Here is a 17,755-nt window from a genome sequence, read left to right as displayed (position 1 = left end):
CCTCGCCAAAGACTGGGAACGCTCCATCGAGAGCTCGACCGCGTGGGCGAATATCGCTTCTATCCGGATGCTAACCCGCAGAATTGCGCGACTTTCAGCCGCATGACAGACTTTTGAATCGGGCTCTTAGCAGCTCAACGTTGCGAGCGACCGCGAATACCTTGGTGGCGCCCATACCCAATGCAAGCATCACGGCACCAAGCCCAAGCGTCCCGGTTGCACCGCTGATAAGAACAGACTGGCCAGCGCGCGTACCTGCTTTCCGCAGAGCGGAGTATGCCGTCCCGAGGTAACCAAAGCGTGCAGCAGCCTCATAAGAGATGCTGTCGTGCAGCTTTACAATTGATGAGGCTGGCGCAGTCATAAACTCCGCAAAGCCGGCATAAGGATAGCTTTGGAAGACCTCGGTCGATTTCGGACCAAACCCGAAGTATCCAAGGAACGTGTATGCTTCACAATTGATAGGCTGCCCGCAACGGCAGGCGTGACAAGTGCCGCAGGAAACGCCCGGGTTGACATAAACACGGTCACCTACTGCAATCTCACGTACCTGATCGCCAACCGCGACGACCTCACCTGCCGCGTCCAGGCCATAGATTGCCGGGAGGGGCGGAAGTGGCAGAAACGGGAACCACTCAGCATAGTGCGCGATCACGTTCTTCATGTTCGGGATCACGCCACAAGTCTTCACCTTGACCAGCACATCATTCGGGCGCGGTTCCGGAACCGCGATCTCATCAACCGAAAAATCCGTGCCGACCTGATGCAGCCGCGCAGCCTTCATAAGCATGAGCGAATCTCTCCCAAAGCGTCTCTGTTTCTTGGCAGCGTTCTGACACGCTAACATGTTAGTTGGCAACCCCCATTTTGATTCAGGTCAAACACCTCTCCGAAAGCCCCGGAATTCCGGCATTTGATCAAATTACACATATTCGCGGTAAGCCATTGCCGATACGTGCGTTGTTGGATTAATGCTAGCATGCAACATAGCTTGGCATGCCGGAGGCAGTTTTGAGGAAGAAGGATTTGGTGCGCGAGGAAATCCTCGCCAGGCTGCTGGATGGAACCTATAAATTTGGCGATCCGATTTCGGTGAAAGCCTTCAGCGAGGAGACCGGGATCAGCCGACAGCCCATTATGACGGCTTTGAGCACCTTGAGTTCTGAGGGCTTCGTCACCGTGGTGGCCCAGGTAGGGTGCGAAGTCGCATCACCTAGTACAGATGAGATCAATGACTTCTATCTTATGTTTGAGCGGCTTGAAGGCCTCATGGCCGAGCTCGCGGCTAAGCGGCGTACCGAGGAGCAGGTACGAAAACTCAAGTCTATAAACATGCAGATATCGATGATCGACAACAACGACAGCGATGCAACAGAGTCCTACCGCTTGTTAAACAGGGAGTTCCACGCCCTCATTCATGAGATGGCGAACTCCCCTTTGTTGGTAGAGCGTCAAGGAAATATATTCACGATGTCCGACTTCTTCATCGTTCAGACGGTTGGCTTCATACCTCACCTGAAGAGCGCGGCTGAAGAACACCAAGAGATGATAAGCGCCATTGCAACAAAAGACTCAAGCGCTGCCCGGCAAGCAGCCGAACGACATATTTGTGAAGTTGCGAGATACGTTCGGAGCGGATAAAAATTTACGTTTTCAGAATACAGTAATAGACGTGAGTATGTGTATTGAATCACAATCAGAAATAAACCGGTATAATTTTTTAATCTACCGAGATGCCCCACGCAGTAAGATCGCCACAATCTCTTCCGATGTCCGCGCCACCGCTAATCGCAACGCTTCATCCACATGAATATAGCCCTGCGTTACCGTCTGTGCGGCGTGACCAAGCATCGCGGCTATCGTCAGTTCTGAAAAGCCAAGGTCGCCCGCGACGCTACCGAAGGTATGTCGCAGGGTATGCGGTGTCGCCCCGGTGATTTTTGCAATGGCACACAGACGTGCGAGGCAGTCCCGGGCCGTTGTGATCGGGCCATCGCCACCAGCAGATGGAAATACGTAAGGATTGCTAGCGACGGTGGGCTGCTCTTGTATCAACGAAATCGCGGGAGCACCGATCGCACGAAGTTGAGCGTCCCCTTTGGTATCCGGAAATGAGACAAACCCGCCTGCGGCATTCAGCCATTCGCGCCGCATGCCCTGGCCCTCTTGGCGCCGAAACCCGGTCAGCAATAGCAGCTTGATGACAGCGATCCCTACCGGGTTTTCTCCATGGCGCTCTGCCATCACCATGGCGGCACCCAGGTCCTCGATCTCGGCCACGCTCAATCGGCGCTTCTTCTTGTTGGATGCGAGTTTACGCGCACCCTTGGTTGGGTGTTCCTTCAGCAACCCCTTGTGCTTTGCATGGCCAAGCACGCTCTGAAGCGTGCTCACCACACGGGGAGCTACGCCGGCACCACCAGTGCTTACGCCGCCGCGACCGCCTGTGCGCGGTTTCGCCGTTTTTCCATTCACAACGTCGGCCTGCATTGCCTCGACGTCAGCCACCGTAAGATGGCGGGCCTTACGCTGACCAACCAGCGGCTTGATGTGTGACTTGATCCGGCTCTCGTCCATGCTGAGAGTCGATGCCTTGATGGGCCTGTTGCGCCGCCCAAGGATACGACCGGCGCGGGCCTCTTCCAGATACCAATCACATAACTCGGCAACGGTGACATCCTTGCGAGCCTGGACCACTGCCTCGGCAGGGTCGCCGCCAGCCGCCACTTCACCTAGCTTGATCTTGGCCAGATCGCGCGCCTGCTCGACAGTGAAAATACCATACCGGCCGAGCTTGACCCTACGTGAGCGCTCATCGACGTTGCGATACTGGATGACGAAGGTTTTCGCTCCCGATGCGCCAACGCGGATTCCAAAACCCCGAGTTTCAGTGTCCCAATGGAAGGATTGTCCCTTCGGGGGGATAGGCAGGGCGTCGATCGCTTTCTTAGTGAGTTTTGCCATGTCCGCCTCGATCCTGCGTGTACCGCTTGCTTACGCGGATCGCTTCTAGACCAAACGTAAGCAATACGTAAGCAGAAAAAGGCGATTTATCGGCTATGGAAGCGTGTGATAGCGAAGGCTGCGGTTTGTAAATAACTGATTTGAGTGGTATATAGTGCTTCATCGCGCCGCGGCGGATCAAGATTTCAAATTTGCCAAGGTTGGGGTCGAGGGTTCGAATCCCTTCGCCCGCTCCAGCGTTCCAGCTACAAGCCTGACATGCTGCTCCGTCTCGATGGCGGTTTGCTGTCACGCCCTCGCAGCATGGGTGTCCGGCAAGCCAAGCGGGTTTACCGCACTACCTCCACGGTGATCGTTGCATGGAAATGATGCGGTAACCCGAAAGGGCAATTGCGGTCAGGCTTCGGCGCCCGACGCCAGCAGGAACTTCCAGATCGCTCCGCCGATCACTGCGCCCAGCAGCGGAGCCGCCCAGAACAGCCACAGTTGCTGCAGCGCGGCAGTCTCGGCGAACAGCGCCACGCCCGTCGAGCGCGCCGGATTGACCGAGGTGTTGGTCACCGGAATGGAGACCAGGTGGATGAGCGTCAGCGCCAGCCCGATAGGGATCGGTGCGAAACCGGCCGGTGCGGTCTTGGCTGTGGCGCCCAGGATCACGATCAGGAATCCGGCGGTCAGCACCACTTCGATGATCAGCGCCGCTTGCAAAGAATATCCGCCGGGCGAAAGCGCGCCATAGCCGTTCGATGCAAAGCCCCCCGCGGCAAAACCGGCCTTGCCCGACGCGATGGCATAGAGCGCAGCGGCAGCAACGATCGCGCCCAGTACTTGAGCGACCCAGTACGGAATCAGGTCTTTCCAGGCGAAACGTTTGGCCACCGCCAGCCCCAGCGAGACCGCAGGATTGAAATGGCCACCGGAAATTCCGCCGACGGCATAAGCCATCGTCAGCACGGTCAAGCCGAAGGCCAGCGAAACACCGGCAAATCCAATCCCCAGTTCGGGATAGGCCGCCGCCAGCACCGCCGAACCACACCCACCGAAAACAAGCCAGAAAGTGCCGACAAATTCAGCCAACCATTGCCTCATCACTACCTCCACCCAAAGAACAGACGCATCGGATCAGGCGAACCCGATCGGACAAACCACGAATCCGAACCATTCAGGCCCGAACCATTCAGGCCCGAACCATTCAGGCGCCCGCGAGCACGTCGTCTCGCCAACCGGCGCGGACGCGTTCGTTGCGGATCAGGAACAAGCCCCACAGCAGGATCGGGCCAACCAGAACGGACGAATACATCACCGATTTGAGCGGATCGACCGTGGCGCCTGGAACCGGATCTGAACCGGCGCCGACGAGGAATACCGCAAAATCCCAAAGCCAGTGGATCACCATCATCGGAACGATCGAGCGGTTCCGAATCCTGAAAGCGAGGTAGGCCGCGCCGCTGGCTGCCGCATTGATCGACTGCGCCAGCGCTCCTGCCCAGTCGCCGGTCAGAAAGCCGTTGAGCATGTGAACCGAGCCAAACATCGCGGATACCAGCAGAAAGCCGGGCCAGAACGGGATCAACCGCCTGACCGCACCCCAGAACACGCCGCGAAAGGCCAATTCCTCACTGAAGCCGACGATCGCGGTGTTGATGGCAACGATTGCGATGACCATCGGCGTGGGCGGCGTGATCAGCAGGCCGATGATTGTCAGCGCCACGATGTACAGTGCTGGAAGCCACAAGACCCAGATGGAACGCGCCGGCCGCGCCGCGTTAAGTCCGATATCGTGCCACCAACCGTTGAAATGTATTAATAATAACAAGAAAGTTGCGGCCACCGGCGGCCCCAGTACGAACCGTGCCTGCACCAATGTGCCCAAAGGGGTGTTGGGACCGGCCTGCCACAAACTGACCGAGACAGTCAGAGCTGTCCATATTGCAAGTGCGAAGAAAGCAATGACAAGCCTTCTGGTTCCACTGAGCATCGCATCCCCCCGGTAGCGCTACTTGAGGTCAATGTAATCTTCGCCCGACCCATGCTACTGGAACAGACTGCAAAAATATGACAACTTGGCTATGCTATACCAGCAATCCGGCTAGCTCCAAGAGCATTCGATTGCGCAGTCGTGCTGTCCTGCTGTGCCTCGTCCTCAATTGTTCTTGGCGGATCGCCATAATGGTTTAAATCCTGCTTCGGGCGTCCGACTCATTCGATCGTGATCCATGGGTCGTGGTGCCCCCGTTTGGGCTGGGCTGGGCTGGTTCAGCCGTGCTTGGCCCATTCCGGCGTTTGGCCGGCTTGCTGAGGCCGTTTAAGGGGAGCACACGTGTGATGAAGATTTTCGCTGCAAAAACCAGAGTTGCGATGGTTGCGCTCGGTCTTGCCGTAGCCGTGCCGGCATTGGCGCAGATCGTGTCGCAGACGGTCTCCTTCCCGCGCGGTGCCAGCTCGACGACGATCAACTCCGCGATCAGGGGTGATGTTACCCGCGATTACATCGTGCGCGCCGGTGCCGGTCAGACGCTCAACGTCACGCTGCGGCCGACCAACTCGTCGACCTATTTCAATGTGCTGCCGCCGAACTCGCAGGAGGCGCTGTTCATCGGTTCGACGTCGGGCAACAGCTACAACGGGCGTCTTTCGCAGTCTGGGGCTTACACCGTACGTGTGTACCTCATGCGCAATGCGGCGCGTCGGAACGAGGCATCGGCCTATCGACTGACCATCGGCATTGGCGGCGGTGGTCAAGGTGGTGGCGGCCAGGGTTGGGGCGGCGGCCAGCGTCCAGGCAACGGTGGCGGTCCGCAGGGCGGCCTCGGTGGCCTGCGCGGCATGAGCAGCATCGCGGCTATCGACGAAATGTCGGCGCGCGGTTTCCGGAACGTCGATTCCTTCAGCTCGGGCGATACGCTTTACGGCATCTACTTCAACCCGCGCACGCGCGTGTGCGCCCAATTGACCAATGCCAACAACCGTGTGGTTGATGCCAGCGACATCAGAACCCACCCGAAATGCCGTTGATGGACAGTGTTCCTGCCTGAAACGAACGGCAAGTGACACCTCTGGCGGAATGGATGCTGACGATGAACAAGACCATCACTTTGGCGTTGGCATCCATTTCGTTTCTGGCCATGCCTGCACCCGGATTGGCCGATGCGCCGCAGAAGGCGGCCATCGGCGACTGGGGTGTCGATACTTCTAGCTTTTCCAAAACCTTGCAGCCCGGCGACGATTTCTATCGCTACATCAACGAGGGTTGGCTGAAGGAGGCCAAGGTTCCGCCCGGCTTGCCTTACATCAACGCGCTGGTTGAGGTGTATCTGGGGACCGAACAGCGGGTCGGCGGGATCATCGCCAAAACGCGCGAGACATCTGGCAAGTCCGGCAGTCCGGAGCAGTTGATTGGCGATCTCCACCGCTCATTTACCGATATTGAGCGGCGCAATGCGCTTGGCATAACGCCCATCGCCAGCACTCTGGGCATTATCGGCGGAACGACCGATCGTCGCGAACTTGCCAGGATCATGGCCTACTCGTGGATCGACGCTGTGATCGGGGCCGGGGTGGTCACCAATGTGAACGATCCGAAGCGGCAGATCGCAGTGGTCGGTGTTGGCGGGCTGACGATGCCTTCACGCGATTACTACCTGAGCGAGGCCGAGCCCTATGTCAGCCACCGCAAGGCTTTGCTCACCTATATTGCGTCCAGTTTTCGCCGGGCGGGAATATCGGAACCCGATGCGCGCGCCGCCAAAGTGCTGGAGCTGGAAGTCGAGATCGCAAAGCGCAGTTGGACCACCGCGCAAGAGCGCGATGTCGTGGCCATGAACCATGTCATGGCGCCGACCGAACTGAAGGCGTTTGCGCCGGGCTTTCCGTGGGATGCCTTTCTGGCTGAAATGAAACTGGACGGGCAGCCGCAAATCAAGGTGGTCACCGATACCGCCGTCCGGGACTGTGCCCGGCTGTTTGCCGAGACGCCGGTTGCCGATCTTCAATCCTTTCTGCTGTTCAAGACGCTGGATTCCTGGGCGCCCTCGCTTTCCGAACCGTGGGTTCAGGCGCATTTCGATTTCCATGGCAAGACGCTGCAGGGCACCCCTCAGCGTCGACCGGCCGAACTGGAGGCGATCGCAACCGTCAATGCGAGCTTGGGCGAGGAAATCGGCCGCATTTACGTTGCGCAATATTTCAGCGAATCCGACCGCGCCAAGGTCGACGAAATGGTCGATTATCTGCGCGCTACCTACCGCGACCGGATCGGCAAGAGCGACTGGATGGACGCACCGACGCGGGCCGAAGCGCTCGACAAACTTGCCAAGATCACCAGCCACATCGGATTTCCGTCGCGGTGGCACGATCGTTCGAACGTGCGGATCGCAGCCGACGATCTGGTCGGCAATCAAAGCCGTCTGATCGACTGGAAGCGCGCCGACAGCCTCAAACGGCTGGCCGAGGGAACCCGCGACTGGGAATTCCCATACAGCCCGCAGGAAGTGAACGCAGGCTATAGCCAGTCGCTGAACTCGACGACCTATCCGGCTGGCATCCTGCAGCCGCCGTTCTTCGATCCAAAGGCCGATCCAGCCGTCAACTTCGGGTCGATTGCCGCCGTGATCGGCCATGAGATCGGCCATGCTTTCGACGATCAGGGCAGCCGCTCGGATGGCAATGGCAAGCTGCGTAACTGGTGGACCCCGGCCGCGCACGCCGAGTTTGAAAAGCGCACCCAAGGGCTGGTCGATCAGTTCAACCAGTACGAACCGTTGCCCGGCACCCGGATCAACGGCCGTCAGAACCTTGGCGAAAACATCGGCGATCTTGGAGGGCTGTCGGTTGCCTACGCGGCGTACCGCCAGTTCGTGATCGACAAGCAGGGGGGCAAGGCGCCAGTCATCGGTGGTTATACCGGCGATCAGCGCTTTTTCATGGCCTGGGCGCAGTTGTGGCGCAACATCACGACCGACGGCGAGTTGCGCAGCGAATTGCTGTCCGATCCGCACAGTCCTGGCGAGTTCCGCGTCAACGGCGTCGTACGCAATGTCGATGCCTGGTACGAGGCGTTCAATGTCAAGCCGGGCAACAAGCTCTATCTGCCCCCGGAAAAGCGGGTTCGCATCTGGTAAGTATCGCACGGCGCAGGCCTTATAGCCCTGTGCCTGCCATCAGCCGGGCTGGATGGTGCAGCGCCAGCTTGCGTTGGGCTGCACCGAAATGCGGACGCGATTGCGCGACCGTTCGAAGCCGGCGTAGGACGTCCAGCCTGCGGTCGGCTTGCTCTGCCAGGCTGCGCCCAATGCCGCACCGGTTTGCGGGTTGCGCAGGACCATGCGCGTCTTGTCGGTAGAAAAGGCGATCGTGGCTCGCAATCTTTGTCCCGGTGCAGCGCAGTCGACAGGTATGGGCTGACCAAAGTCCGAAACACCAGACTGCGGATCAAGTGCCGAAAGCAGGCCCAGCCTCTCGTTGTATGCGGTCAGCAGGCATTGGCGGTGGTCGGTCTGAAAGGCGCAGCGACTGCGGCGCCGAAACCACAGCACGTCCCCTTCCAAAAGCAGAGCGTCGTCCAGACTTGTGGTGCGCAGGCGGTCGGCCAGTTGCTGATCGAGCTGTCGAAGCGAAGGATCGGCGCAGACAAGCTGATCGGAGGCGTAGACCGGGTGGGCGCAATCGGCCGTGGTCTGTTCTTGCGGTGGAGGTACCGGAGCAAGATCAGACTGGTTCGCAAAAGCACCAAGCACGTTGAGAATGAGAATTGTTGCCGACACTTGGCTCTCCCGTAAACGATCATTTGGCTGCTGAGCTTTAGCGGACAAATTACCCCAGATTTGTCTGGTACTGGTAACACAAAGCTGCAATTCTACATCGGGAATGATCGCATCTTGGGTCAGGCGGGAAGATCCAGGTTGCGTTGTCGGGGGACAAGATCATGAAAACATATCATTTTATTGTAGTCGCGTTGGGCCTGCTGACTGCCGGTTGTCAGTCTGGCAGCGAGCCGTCGACTTCACCCTCGTCCGACGCTTCGGCGACTGCTGCGGCCACAGGCGCTGCTGCGGTGCAATCCTGGCCCGCCAGCCTGACGATTGTCGGCAGCGGGTTTCCGAACGCTGGCGACGCCTGCCGCGTGATTGGCGAAACTGCCGCAACCGTCGATTTCCTCGATGACAGCGCAACGCTGGTGGGCTGCCTTGATGCCGCCGATGCCGCAAAACTCGGCGGCAAGCAGGTGGGCGTGGTGGACGGCGTGACGCTGGTTTCGGTTCCGGCCAACCACGCTGCCGGTGGTGACGGCGATGGCCAGGGGGACGCCAAGGTCGCTGGGACCGACTACAATGCGACCGCGCAAATCCGTTGCTCGGGAGTGAAGGGCGCCGCCGGAGGGACATGCGAGGCGGGGGTCAAGCGCGACGGTGAAACCGGGGCGGTTGTGGAGGTGACTCTGCCGGGTGGCGGACAGCGTGTCATCCTGTTCGACAAGAAGGGCAAGTTCCTGACCTTTTCCACGGCGCAGGCGGATGGCACCGCCGCAATGAAGATCAGTTCGGGCCGCGATGGCGACACAACCATCGCCACTCTTGGAAGCGAGCGCTACGAAATTCCCGACGTCTTCGTTCAGGGTGACTGATAGGGTATTGGTTTAGAGCAGGCTGACCGTCCATGGATTTCATGAAGCTTCTCAAATCCCTTGAGGAACTGCTCTATGAAATCATGGTCATGCTGGTGTTCTTTCCCCGGACCTTGTGGCTAACCTTTCGCTTTCCGCAGCGGATGATGGACTATGCCGATACCGAACTCGGCGACGTTCAGTCCGAACAATACGATGACACGCTCAGTCCACCGCTGTTTCTGATGATTTGTGTGGCGGTAAGCCATTTCATCGGCAAGGTCGCCTATCAACAACAGACTGTCGGCCTGCCTTCGACTTTGAACAACACCGAAAATCTTCTGATATTTCGCGTGATCGTATTCAGCTTGTTCCCGTTGATATTTTCATTGCGCCTGTTGCACAGACTTAAGATTCCATTGGATCGGACATCGTTGCGGCCGCCTTTCTTCAGTCAGTGTTTCATCGCTGCGCCCACCGCCATGCTTTTCGGGGTTTGTCAGGCATTGCCTCACCTGTTGGGCACTAGCGACGCGGTTGGACGGCTTCCGCCGTTCTCGATCCTGATGTTCTGGTACGTTCGCCAACAGTCGCGTTGGTTTGAAAACAAGCTGGCGATTACCAGGATTGCGGCATGGCGCATGGCAATTTCGACAACATTATTGGCCTTCATTGCCATGCTGGTCGCAAGCGGAATTGTTATTTACTCACAAAAATATCAAACATTTTAATAAAGAGGGGATCAACGTCATGAAATTTGTTGCACGTCTGGCAACCAGCCTGTTCGCGACATCGGCAATGTTGCTGCAAGCTCTTCCCGTTCAAGCCAACACGCCGGGGTCGGTGCGTGATCTGGTCGGCGCGCGTGCCGCTGGCGGCGAGAGCACCATTCAGGAGCGCGGCTTCACGCTGATCCGCGGGGACACCAAATATGGCCGCAAGGTCAATTATTGGTGGAATCCCAATACCAAGGAGTGTGTTCGCGTCACGGTTTTCGACGGTACCTTCTCGTCCATCGACCAGACCTCAAACACCGACTGCAATCAAAAATCCGGCAAGGACAATACCGGCATCGCGGTTGCCGCCGGGGCGGCGGCGCTGATCGCTCTCGCAGCGCTGGCCAGCAAGTCCCACCACAACAAGGAAACGCAGCAAAGCGCTGAATTCGACCGCGGCTATCGCGATGGCCAGCGCAATGAGTCCTACCAGAACTATAACCGCAATGATGATTATGGTCGGGGCTATGAAAAGGGCGCGAGAGAGCGCGGTAACCAGCCGAACTATAGCTCGGGTAACCGTCGCGATGGCGGCTATGATGGACAGGTCGACATCAACGATCTGGTCGGCAAGTCCCGCAGTGCCGGTACCGGGCAACTGGTCGGCCGCGGTTTCGTGATGCGGGACAACAAGCAGGTCAATGATGGCCGCTACATGACCTTCTGGCGTCAGGCGTCGCGGCAATGTCTGGTCGTGCAATCGCAGGATCAGGTGATCATCTCGGTCGAAAACGTGTCGGAATCAACTTGCAGCAACTGACGCATCGTTGCTGAACCGGCCCTTTTCCGAGGTTCTCCATTTCAGCCGGTTGCCGGGTCTGGGCGATCAGTCCGAGGTATGTTTCACAGCATGGCGGCCGCTCACGGCGCGGCTGCCATGCGGGTGCTCCGTTCGGCTCAGGCCCACGAGGCGTTCCGCTTGATTGCAGGACCGAGAGTATAACTTTAGTTGTCATGAGAGGACATCTGAAGTTTCGGTCTAGCAGGCTAAAAATCCTAAGCTTTTTAGGCGAGAACGATTGCCCTGCATGTTCCTGACTGGTACTAATCCTGATGAGGGGTATGACCTATGGTACTGTGCCAATTCTGGTCAGTTGGTGTGCTGCGATGAATACTCTGGCGCCAAATTCTATACCTAAGGCATTGAATTTAAAGCAGTTGATTAATTCGGCACGTGCAGATGTCGCGGTCGTGTCGCTGTTTATCCATTTCTTGAGTCTCAGTCTGCCTTTGGCGTTGCTGCAGATCTATGACCGCATTCTTCCGGCGCATGCCTATGGTACAGCTACATTTTTGGTTATCGGCGTTGGGGTGGCGATCGTTCTTGAGGCGGTCTTGCGCTATGGCCGGTCAGCGCTGTTTGCCAACATCGGTGCGCGTTACGAAGCGCAGACGACGCTCGCGGCATTGGATCGGTTGCGCCACGCCGATGTGGCGGCGGTCGAGCGGCAAGGCGTTGCGGTGGTATCCGATGGTCTGCGCGCTATCGGTCAGGTGCGCGATTTCTGGTCGGGTCAGGCGGCCGCGGCATTGTATGAAGCGCCGTTTGCGGTCACCTACATCGCGCTTCTGGCCTACATCGGCGGTTGGCTTGCGCTGATCCCACTGGGGCTGTTTGCCACAGCCGCACTCTCTGCGATCAGCCTGAACCGGTCGATCGTTCGGGCCGCGCATGCGGTCGAAGGGTGCGAACGGCAGCGGCACGACTTTGGCTGGACTGCTTTTGCCGCCCTGCGATACCTCAAGGCGATCGGCGCAGAGGGGGCAGTGGGGGCGCACTGGCGGCAGATCAACGCCCGCTTCATGGCAGCAAGCAGCGAATTGGAAACCCGCAATGGTTGGGTCCGTGAAAACGGTGCTGCGCTGAGCCAGTTCTCGACGGTGCTGGTTGTCGCGTTCGGGGCAATCGGTGTCGTGTCAGGCCACCTCACGACCGGCGCCTTGGCCGCTTGCTCGATGCTGGCGGGGCGCTCGTTGGGGCCCGCATTGTCCAGTCTGGGATACTGGGCGCAGCTTGCCCGCGTTGGTGAGGCACAGGGGCGCGTAAACGATCTGCTTGAGTTGCCCGATGCACCGACATTCGTCATCGAACGCGGCGCCGCCGGACCGGAAATCGTGCAGGGCCGTTTGCGGATCGATGCGCCTTCGCTTTTTCGTCAGCCGATAACGATCGCGCCCGGTGAAGTCGTCCATGTCGACGCTGCTGATACGGCCGCGGCCTCGCGTTTGCTCGCGGCCATCGCCGGCATCACGAGTGATCCCGACATTCAGGTGTCGCTCGATGATCTCGACATCAGTGAGTACAACCACGTCACTTATCTTGACTCGGTTGTTTATGTGCCGCGTCAATTGGCGCTGGTTCCCGGATCGATACTCAATAACCTGACGCTGTATGACGCACGCTACAACGAGCGGGCGCGCCGGTATTGTGATTTGTTGGGGCTTCAGCAGTATCTCGACAAGCTGCGCCATGGCGTGCTCACCGAAGTTGGTCCGGGCACGGCCGAGCAGCTGGATGAAGGGATTTGTCAGCGCATCGCCATCATCCGTGCGCTGGTGCGCCAGCCCAAGATCCTGTTGCTCGATCATGCGGCCAGCGGCATTGATCTGGATGGCGAGAAGCAGCTGGGTGAATTGCTGCAATCCTTCCAAGGCAAAACTACGGTCCTGATCTCGACCTACAAAGCAATGTTGATCGGCGGGTGCAATCGCGTGTTGCCTTTGGCGGTGCGCGTGCCCGGTTTGGCGGAGGTTGCGGCATGAACCTGCTTGCCCGCGATCCCGTGAATGAAGTCACGGCCGATATCATCAGCGAAACCGCGCGGATCGATGCGATCAACGCCACCATAGGTCCGGCCTGCCTTGCCGGATCGCCGCTGGCTCGCTGCCTTGCGCCGTTACTGGTCGCACTCGATTGGTCCGGCGCTGCACGAGGGCTTTCGGCGTACCTGCCCGCCGATGGCCAGCCCATGTCCGATTCCGACTTCAGATACGTGCTGGACTCTATCGGCTACAGCACAGTGCCACGCCCATGGTCCGAATGGCAACGGATCGGCTCGATCGACGCACTGCCTGTCGGCAGCGTGCTCGTTTCGGATGAAGCTGCGCTTGTCTACCTCGGCAGCTATGGCGGCGCGGATTGGTGGCACGATGGCGAAGCGGCCATCACTTACGATGACGTTTCCTCATTCCATTCCGTCCTGCTGGTTGAAGCCGATCCCGCTTACAGTCCACTGGACGCACCGCAGACCGGGTGGCTGGGCAAGCTGCTCTATTCGTCGAGGCATGAAATCATCGGTGTGATGGTGATCAGCTTCTTTGCCAATCTTCTGGCGCTGACCACCTCTTTCTACACGATGTTTATCTATAACAGTATCATTCCCGGCGGCGCGATCGGCAGCCTGTGGCCGATGACGATCGGTGCCGGACTTGCAATTCTGGCCGCCTGGGGACTGCGGATCGCGCGGGTGCGGCTGCTGTCGGATCTCACCGCTTGGGGTGGATCTAACATCGGTACGACCGCCTTTCGCAAGACGTTCTCTCTGCCGATCGATGTGTCGGCCCGGCTCGGGGTAGACAACAACCTCATTCGCCTGCGCTCGATGGAGGGCGTGCGACAATGGTTCGGTGGGGCAGGCGGGGCGATCAACGCCGACATGCCGTTGCTGTTCATTTTCTTGATCGCGATTGCCTGGCTTGGCGGTTGGATCGTGCTGGTCCCGATGTTCGGCCTGCTGATCTATGCGCTTCTGGCGTGGCCGATTGCGGTTGCCGTCAAGGCACGGTCATCCGAAGTCGGTCGCGTTTCGCGCAAGTTCGGGGAATTGACCACGGTGCTGGCAAAGCGCTTGCGCGCGGTGCGGTCGGTGCGTGGTTCGGCGCTGTGGGACCACCAGTTGGCCGACCTGCTGGTGCAATCGGTCGCAGCTAATCGCGACTACGCGGTCATCAACAGCCTGTCGCAGACGGTCTCTCAGGCGCTGTCCATGTTCATCGTGCTTGCCACGATGGGTTTTGGCATCACGCTGGTGCTTGACGGAACCATGAGCACCGGCGGGCTGATTGCCGCCATGATGCTGATCTGGCGGGTTACGACGCCCGCTCAACAGTTCTTTGCCAGCCAGGTGCGCCTTTCGCAATTGCGCGACTCAAGCCGGCAACTCGACCGCTTGCTGGCGAGCGCAGGCGAGGCGTCGAACCCGCAGATGACATCGCCGGTCTTGGACCTGACACCCTCGGTCGAGGCGGATCACCTGTTCTATCGGTACTCTGCCGATCGTGAGCCAGCGCTCAGCGGGGTCAGCTTCGCGATCGAACCGGGGCAGATGCTGGCGATTGTCGGCCCCAATGGTGCGGGCAAGACGACCCTGCTCGAAATGCTGGCCGGTGTCCGCCTTCCGCAGAACGGCCGGGTCGTCGTCGGCGGGCGTAACGTCCGCCAGTTCGATCCTGCCGACTTCCGTGCATGGCTGGGCTATTTGCCTCAGGAGATTCCGGGCCTGCCGATCAGCGTAGCCGAGACTCTCCGACTGCGCGTACCGGCAAGTACCGATGCGGAGATTGAAGCCGCGTTGGAGCGTGTCGCTGGACCCCGATGGTGGGCTTTTCTGGGAGAAGATGGGGCGCAAGCAGGACTGGCCTGCATTATTTCGCCTTGGCGCGAAGATCGACAGGCTGTCCGCGCCCGCTTCATCGTTCAGCTTGCGAGCGCTATACTGGGCAATCCGCCGCTGATCCTGCTGGATGACCCGCAAGGCGATCGCGATCCAGCTTTGGACGAACACTTCGTGCGTTTGCTCGAAAGTCTTCGCGGCACAAGCACGGTTATTCTGGCTACGCATCGCGTCGATCTCATCCACCTTTCGGACTTCGTGGTGGTGATCAACGACGGTGCACTTGTGCACTTTGGGCCGGTTGCTCCTCCCGCAGCAGTAGTGAATGATTGAGTTCGACAAGGGAAATCGCATGGACACCCTGACCACTCCCGACATCCGCTCGTTCGTCGCAACCGACAATCGGTCCGCCGCTCGCATCGAGGCATTGCTCGACGATGGCGGACGCAGCCGGAACCTGCGGCGCGCGCTGATCGGGATCATCGTGCTCGTCGGTATCGCGATTGGCTGGTCGATCGTCGCCCAGATCGATGAACTTGCCCGTGCCCGTGGTGAGGTGCGGCTCGGGGGTCGTGTCCAGTCGCTGCAAAGCGAAGAGGGCGGGACGATCATCAAACTCGACGTCAAAGAGGGTGAAGCGGTCAAGGCAGGTCAGGTGATCGCCGAATTCGCTGCAAGCGACATCGAGAAGTTGCGGACACAGACCGCGATCAAGCTGAACGCACTTGCAATCGACCGGGAACGCCTGCTTGCCGTGGGGACAGGTCGCAGGCCTGATTTCTCGAAGTACGTCAACGATTACCCAATCCTCGTGGAACAGGCGGAAATCGCTTACCGCGAACAGGTCGCCAATCGCGATGCGACGGATGCCGCAAAGCGCAGCGAGGGGGGGCAGTCGGGCGCCATGCTCGGCGGAGCGCAGCGTGAGGTTGCGCTGATCCAAAGAGAAATCGCCGAAAATCAGGAACGGCTGGGGCGCCTTGAGGAAGGGGCGCGCAAGGGCTTCGTCTCCAAGAATGCGCTTAGCGATGCGCGGTTGCAGGCAATCTCGCTGGAACAACGCCTGTCAGGGGCGATCGCTCAAGTGGCCAGTCTGCAAAGCAATCTTCGCGGTAACAGCGCCGAGGTCGGTCGCCTGCGGGCTGATTTCAATCAGCAGGTCAGCCTTGAGCTTGGCCAAGTGACCGAGAAGTATCGCGAACTTGAGGCGGAGAGCAAGGCACTGCAGACGCGCAACCAGCGGCTCCAGATCAGGTCGCCGATCGACGGCGTGGTGATGAACCTGCCGCAAACGGCCGTCGGCGCTGTCGTCGGGCCGGGCGGGGTCGTTGCCGAGGTGGTGCCGTTGGGTCAGGAAATCCTGATGGATGTGATGGTCGCGCCGCGCGACATCGGTTTCGTCAAGATCGGCCAGAGAGCCTATGTCAAGATCGACAGTTTTGACTCAGCACGTTTCGGCGCCGTTGAAGGCAAGGTCAAAAGTGTCGCGCCTACATCGACACGGCCAAAGCAAGACGGTCAGCCATTTTACAAAGTCGAAATCGTTTTGCGTTCGCCGTTTGTTGGAAACAGCTCACACCGACTTATTCCCGGGATGACCGGTGAGGCAGATATTGCGACTGGCAGCAAGAGCGTGATGCAGTTCTTGTTGAAACCCTTGTTCACCGCCACCGATACAGCTTTTCACGAACATTGATGTTCCAAAGATAGCAGAGACGCGCCATGGCAAAGGACGAAACACCCCCGGACTCCAAGCTGAGCGCCGAAGAGCGGGCAGTCCGGCTCAAGGCTTCGCAGCGACCGATCGGTCCGCACAGCCCTGACGATGGCCTTGAAAACTCCCCTATCGGTTGGGAAACCGGGATCGAGGGCTCGACTGCCGCAGGGGAAACGACGCCGGACTTGAGTAACGGTGGAGCGGCTGGCCACGTCGCAGACGCGACCGAAGATGGGGCTTCTCCCGGCGGCAGGCCGATCGGTCTCGGAACTGACGATCCCGCATCGCTCCCATCGGCTGGACCTGCAGCGTTGGAGGCAGGCGCACTCCCTGATCCGTCTTCGGGCAGCGCGGTGCGGGGCGGGCCCGGCACGGGCGGTTCGTCGACGACGATTGCCGTTGAATCCCCTGACATCGGGAACAGGTTTGCGACAGGTCCCGGTCGCGACGTTCCTACCCAGCCCAATGTTCCGTCGCATACCGGCTCGACCCAACCGCCGACTGACCAGACCGATCATGGCAAGACATTGCCGGGCACCCACACCGCCGCCAGGATCGGTGGAACTGATCATGGGGCGGTCACCGAGGATGTAGCTGTCCGGGCGGGACGTCTCGAAGCCAGCGGCCATCTCACGATCATCGATCCGGATGCCGGTGAAGCCCGGTTCACGGTTCGATCTAATATTCGCGGCAGCAGCCAGCTTGGCCAGTTCAGCATCGCGGCCGATGGCAGCTGGAGCTACCGTGCCGACAACGGCCAGAGCGCGATCCAGCAGTTGAAGGCGGGCGAGACGCTGACCGATACGGTGAGCGTGACCAGCGCCGATGGCACGGCGCATGTCCTGAGCGTGACGCTGACCGGGACCAACGATGTGCCGGTGCTGGCGGCACAGAGCCATGCCGTGACCGAGGACGGCGTAAAGCTGACCGGGCAGATGCTGGCGACCGACGTGGACGCGGGCGACACGCAAGTGTTCTCCACCACCCTGACGGTGGCAGGCTTCACGCTGAACCCCGACGGCAGCTACAGCTTCGATCCGGCCGATGCCGCCTACCAGCACCTGACCGCAGGCCAGACGCTCGA

Annotated in this window: 15 protein-coding genes and 1 pseudogene; 11 read left to right on the top strand and 5 right to left on the bottom strand. The window is 59.5% G+C overall.

Annotated elements, in window-relative coordinates; translation table 11 throughout:
- Positions 1–106 (top strand): annotated as a pseudogene (locus tag LDN95_RS21360) (IS5/IS1182 family transposase); the annotation flags it as partial.
- Here LDN95_RS21360 and LDN95_RS21355 read toward each other — a convergent pair.
- Positions 95–790, bottom strand: a complete 696-nt coding sequence (locus LDN95_RS21355) for an alcohol dehydrogenase catalytic domain-containing protein (RefSeq protein WP_226019560.1) — start codon at positions 788–790, stop codon at positions 95–97. The pseudogene LDN95_RS21360 and the gene LDN95_RS21355 sit on opposite strands and share 12 nt — an antisense overlap.
- Positions 791–996: 206 nt before the next feature.
- Between LDN95_RS21355 and LDN95_RS21350 the strand changes: the two genes are divergently transcribed.
- Positions 997–1,641 carry a GntR family transcriptional regulator gene (locus LDN95_RS21350; RefSeq protein ID WP_226019559.1) on the top strand — a complete coding sequence of 215 codons (645 nt, stop codon included), beginning with the start codon at positions 997–999 and terminating at the stop codon, positions 1,639–1,641.
- An 84-nt stretch (positions 1,642–1,725) separates the two neighbouring features.
- Here the strand turns inward: LDN95_RS21350 and LDN95_RS21345 are convergent, their stop codons facing one another.
- The 3 genes from LDN95_RS21345 to LDN95_RS21335 all read right to left on the bottom strand — a co-directional run bounded on the left by LDN95_RS21345 (position 1,726) and on the right by LDN95_RS21335 (position 4,699).
- Positions 1,726–2,964 carry a site-specific integrase gene (locus LDN95_RS21345; protein WP_226019558.1) on the bottom strand — a complete coding sequence of 413 codons (1,239 nt, stop codon included), beginning with the start codon at positions 2,962–2,964 and terminating at the stop codon, positions 1,726–1,728.
- A 396-nt stretch (positions 2,965–3,360) separates the two neighbouring features.
- Positions 3,361–4,053, bottom strand: a complete 693-nt coding sequence (gene aqpZ / locus LDN95_RS21340) for an aquaporin Z (protein ID WP_226019557.1) — start codon at positions 4,051–4,053, stop codon at positions 3,361–3,363.
- Between the two features lie 103 nt (positions 4,054–4,156).
- A complete protein-coding gene (locus tag LDN95_RS21335; protein ID WP_226019556.1) occupies positions 4,157–4,699 on the bottom strand; it encodes a CPBP family intramembrane glutamic endopeptidase in 543 nt (180 codons plus the stop codon).
- Between the two features lie 659 nt (positions 4,700–5,358).
- Here LDN95_RS21335 and LDN95_RS21330 point away from each other — a divergent pair.
- Positions 5,359–5,979 (top strand): hypothetical protein, encoded by a 621-nt coding sequence (locus LDN95_RS21330; protein WP_226019555.1) that lies wholly within the window; start codon positions 5,359–5,361, stop codon positions 5,977–5,979.
- A gap of 62 nt (positions 5,980–6,041) precedes the next feature.
- Positions 6,042–8,084 carry a M13 family metallopeptidase gene (locus LDN95_RS21325; RefSeq protein WP_226019554.1) on the top strand — a complete coding sequence of 681 codons (2,043 nt, stop codon included), beginning with the start codon at positions 6,042–6,044 and terminating at the stop codon, positions 8,082–8,084.
- Between the two features lie 39 nt (positions 8,085–8,123).
- Here LDN95_RS21325 and LDN95_RS21320 read toward each other — a convergent pair whose 3' ends face one another.
- Positions 8,124–8,774, bottom strand: a complete 651-nt coding sequence (locus tag LDN95_RS21320; protein ID WP_226019553.1) for a hypothetical protein — start codon at positions 8,772–8,774, stop codon at positions 8,124–8,126.
- 113 nt (positions 8,775–8,887) lie between these two features.
- On the opposite strand from LDN95_RS21320, the gene LDN95_RS21315 reads away from it, so the two are divergent.
- The 7 genes from LDN95_RS21315 to LDN95_RS21285 all read left to right on the top strand — a co-directional run.
- Positions 8,888–9,586 (top strand): hypothetical protein, encoded by a 699-nt coding sequence (locus tag LDN95_RS21315; RefSeq protein WP_226019552.1) that lies wholly within the window; start codon positions 8,888–8,890, stop codon positions 9,584–9,586.
- A 32-nt stretch (positions 9,587–9,618) separates the two neighbouring features.
- Positions 9,619–10,296: a hypothetical protein gene (locus LDN95_RS21310; RefSeq protein WP_226019551.1), complete on the top strand. Its 678-nt coding sequence runs from the start codon at positions 9,619–9,621 to the stop codon at positions 10,294–10,296.
- The gene (locus LDN95_RS21305) at positions 10,262–11,101 is read left to right on the top strand and encodes a hypothetical protein (RefSeq protein WP_226019550.1); all 840 of its coding nucleotides are present in this window, start codon (positions 10,262–10,264) and stop codon (positions 11,099–11,101) included. Before LDN95_RS21310 ends, LDN95_RS21305 begins: the two co-directional genes overlap by 35 nt.
- 317 nt (positions 11,102–11,418) lie before the next feature.
- Positions 11,419–13,104 (top strand): ABC transporter transmembrane domain-containing protein, encoded by a 1,686-nt coding sequence (locus LDN95_RS21300; RefSeq protein WP_226019549.1) that lies wholly within the window; start codon positions 11,419–11,421, stop codon positions 13,102–13,104.
- Positions 13,101–15,287 carry a peptidase domain-containing ABC transporter gene (locus LDN95_RS21295; protein ID WP_226019548.1) on the top strand — a complete coding sequence of 729 codons (2,187 nt, stop codon included), beginning with the start codon at positions 13,101–13,103 and terminating at the stop codon, positions 15,285–15,287. The genes LDN95_RS21300 and LDN95_RS21295 overlap by 4 nt, the downstream gene beginning before the upstream one ends.
- Positions 15,288–15,381: 94 nt before the next feature.
- Complete coding sequence (locus tag LDN95_RS21290) at positions 15,382–16,650, top strand: HlyD family type I secretion periplasmic adaptor subunit (protein ID WP_226019547.1); 1,269 nt, start codon at positions 15,382–15,384, stop codon at positions 16,648–16,650.
- A 26-nt stretch (positions 16,651–16,676) separates the two neighbouring features.
- The coding region (locus LDN95_RS21285) for a VCBS domain-containing protein (protein WP_226019546.1) at positions 16,677–17,755 on the top strand (1,079 nt) is incomplete at its 3' end.

The sequence above is a fragment of the Novosphingobium sp. FKTRR1 genome (assembly GCF_020404405.1).
Lineage (GTDB): Bacteria > Pseudomonadota > Alphaproteobacteria > Sphingomonadales > Sphingomonadaceae > Novosphingobium.
Note: the sequence above shows the minus strand (reverse complement) of the source record. Positions and strands in the feature narration are given on the sequence as shown.

What these genes read in the sequence shown, in the direction of transcription:
- LDN95_RS21325 (WP_226019554.1), top strand. Translation starts at nt 6,042, where the DNA reads ATGAACAAGACCATCACTTTGGCGTTGGCATCCATTTCGTTTCTGGCC.
- LDN95_RS21310 (WP_226019551.1), top strand. Translation starts at nt 9,619, where the DNA reads ATGGATTTCATGAAGCTTCTCAAATCCCTTGAGGAACTGCTCTATGAA.
- LDN95_RS21295 (WP_226019548.1), top strand. Translation starts at nt 13,101, where the DNA reads ATGAACCTGCTTGCCCGCGATCCCGTGAATGAAGTCACGGCCGATATC.
- LDN95_RS21345 (WP_226019558.1), bottom strand. Translation starts at nt 2,964, where the DNA reads ATGGCAAAACTCACTAAGAAAGCGATCGACGCCCTGCCTATCCCCCCG.
- LDN95_RS21355 (WP_226019560.1), bottom strand. Translation starts at nt 790, where the DNA reads ATGCTTATGAAGGCTGCGCGGCTGCATCAGGTCGGCACGGATTTTTCG.
- aqpZ (WP_226019557.1), bottom strand. Translation starts at nt 4,053, where the DNA reads ATGAGGCAATGGTTGGCTGAATTTGTCGGCACTTTCTGGCTTGTTTTC.
- LDN95_RS21350 (WP_226019559.1), top strand. Translation starts at nt 997, where the DNA reads ATGCCGGAGGCAGTTTTGAGGAAGAAGGATTTGGTGCGCGAGGAAATC.
- LDN95_RS21315 (WP_226019552.1), top strand. Translation starts at nt 8,888, where the DNA reads ATGAAAACATATCATTTTATTGTAGTCGCGTTGGGCCTGCTGACTGCC.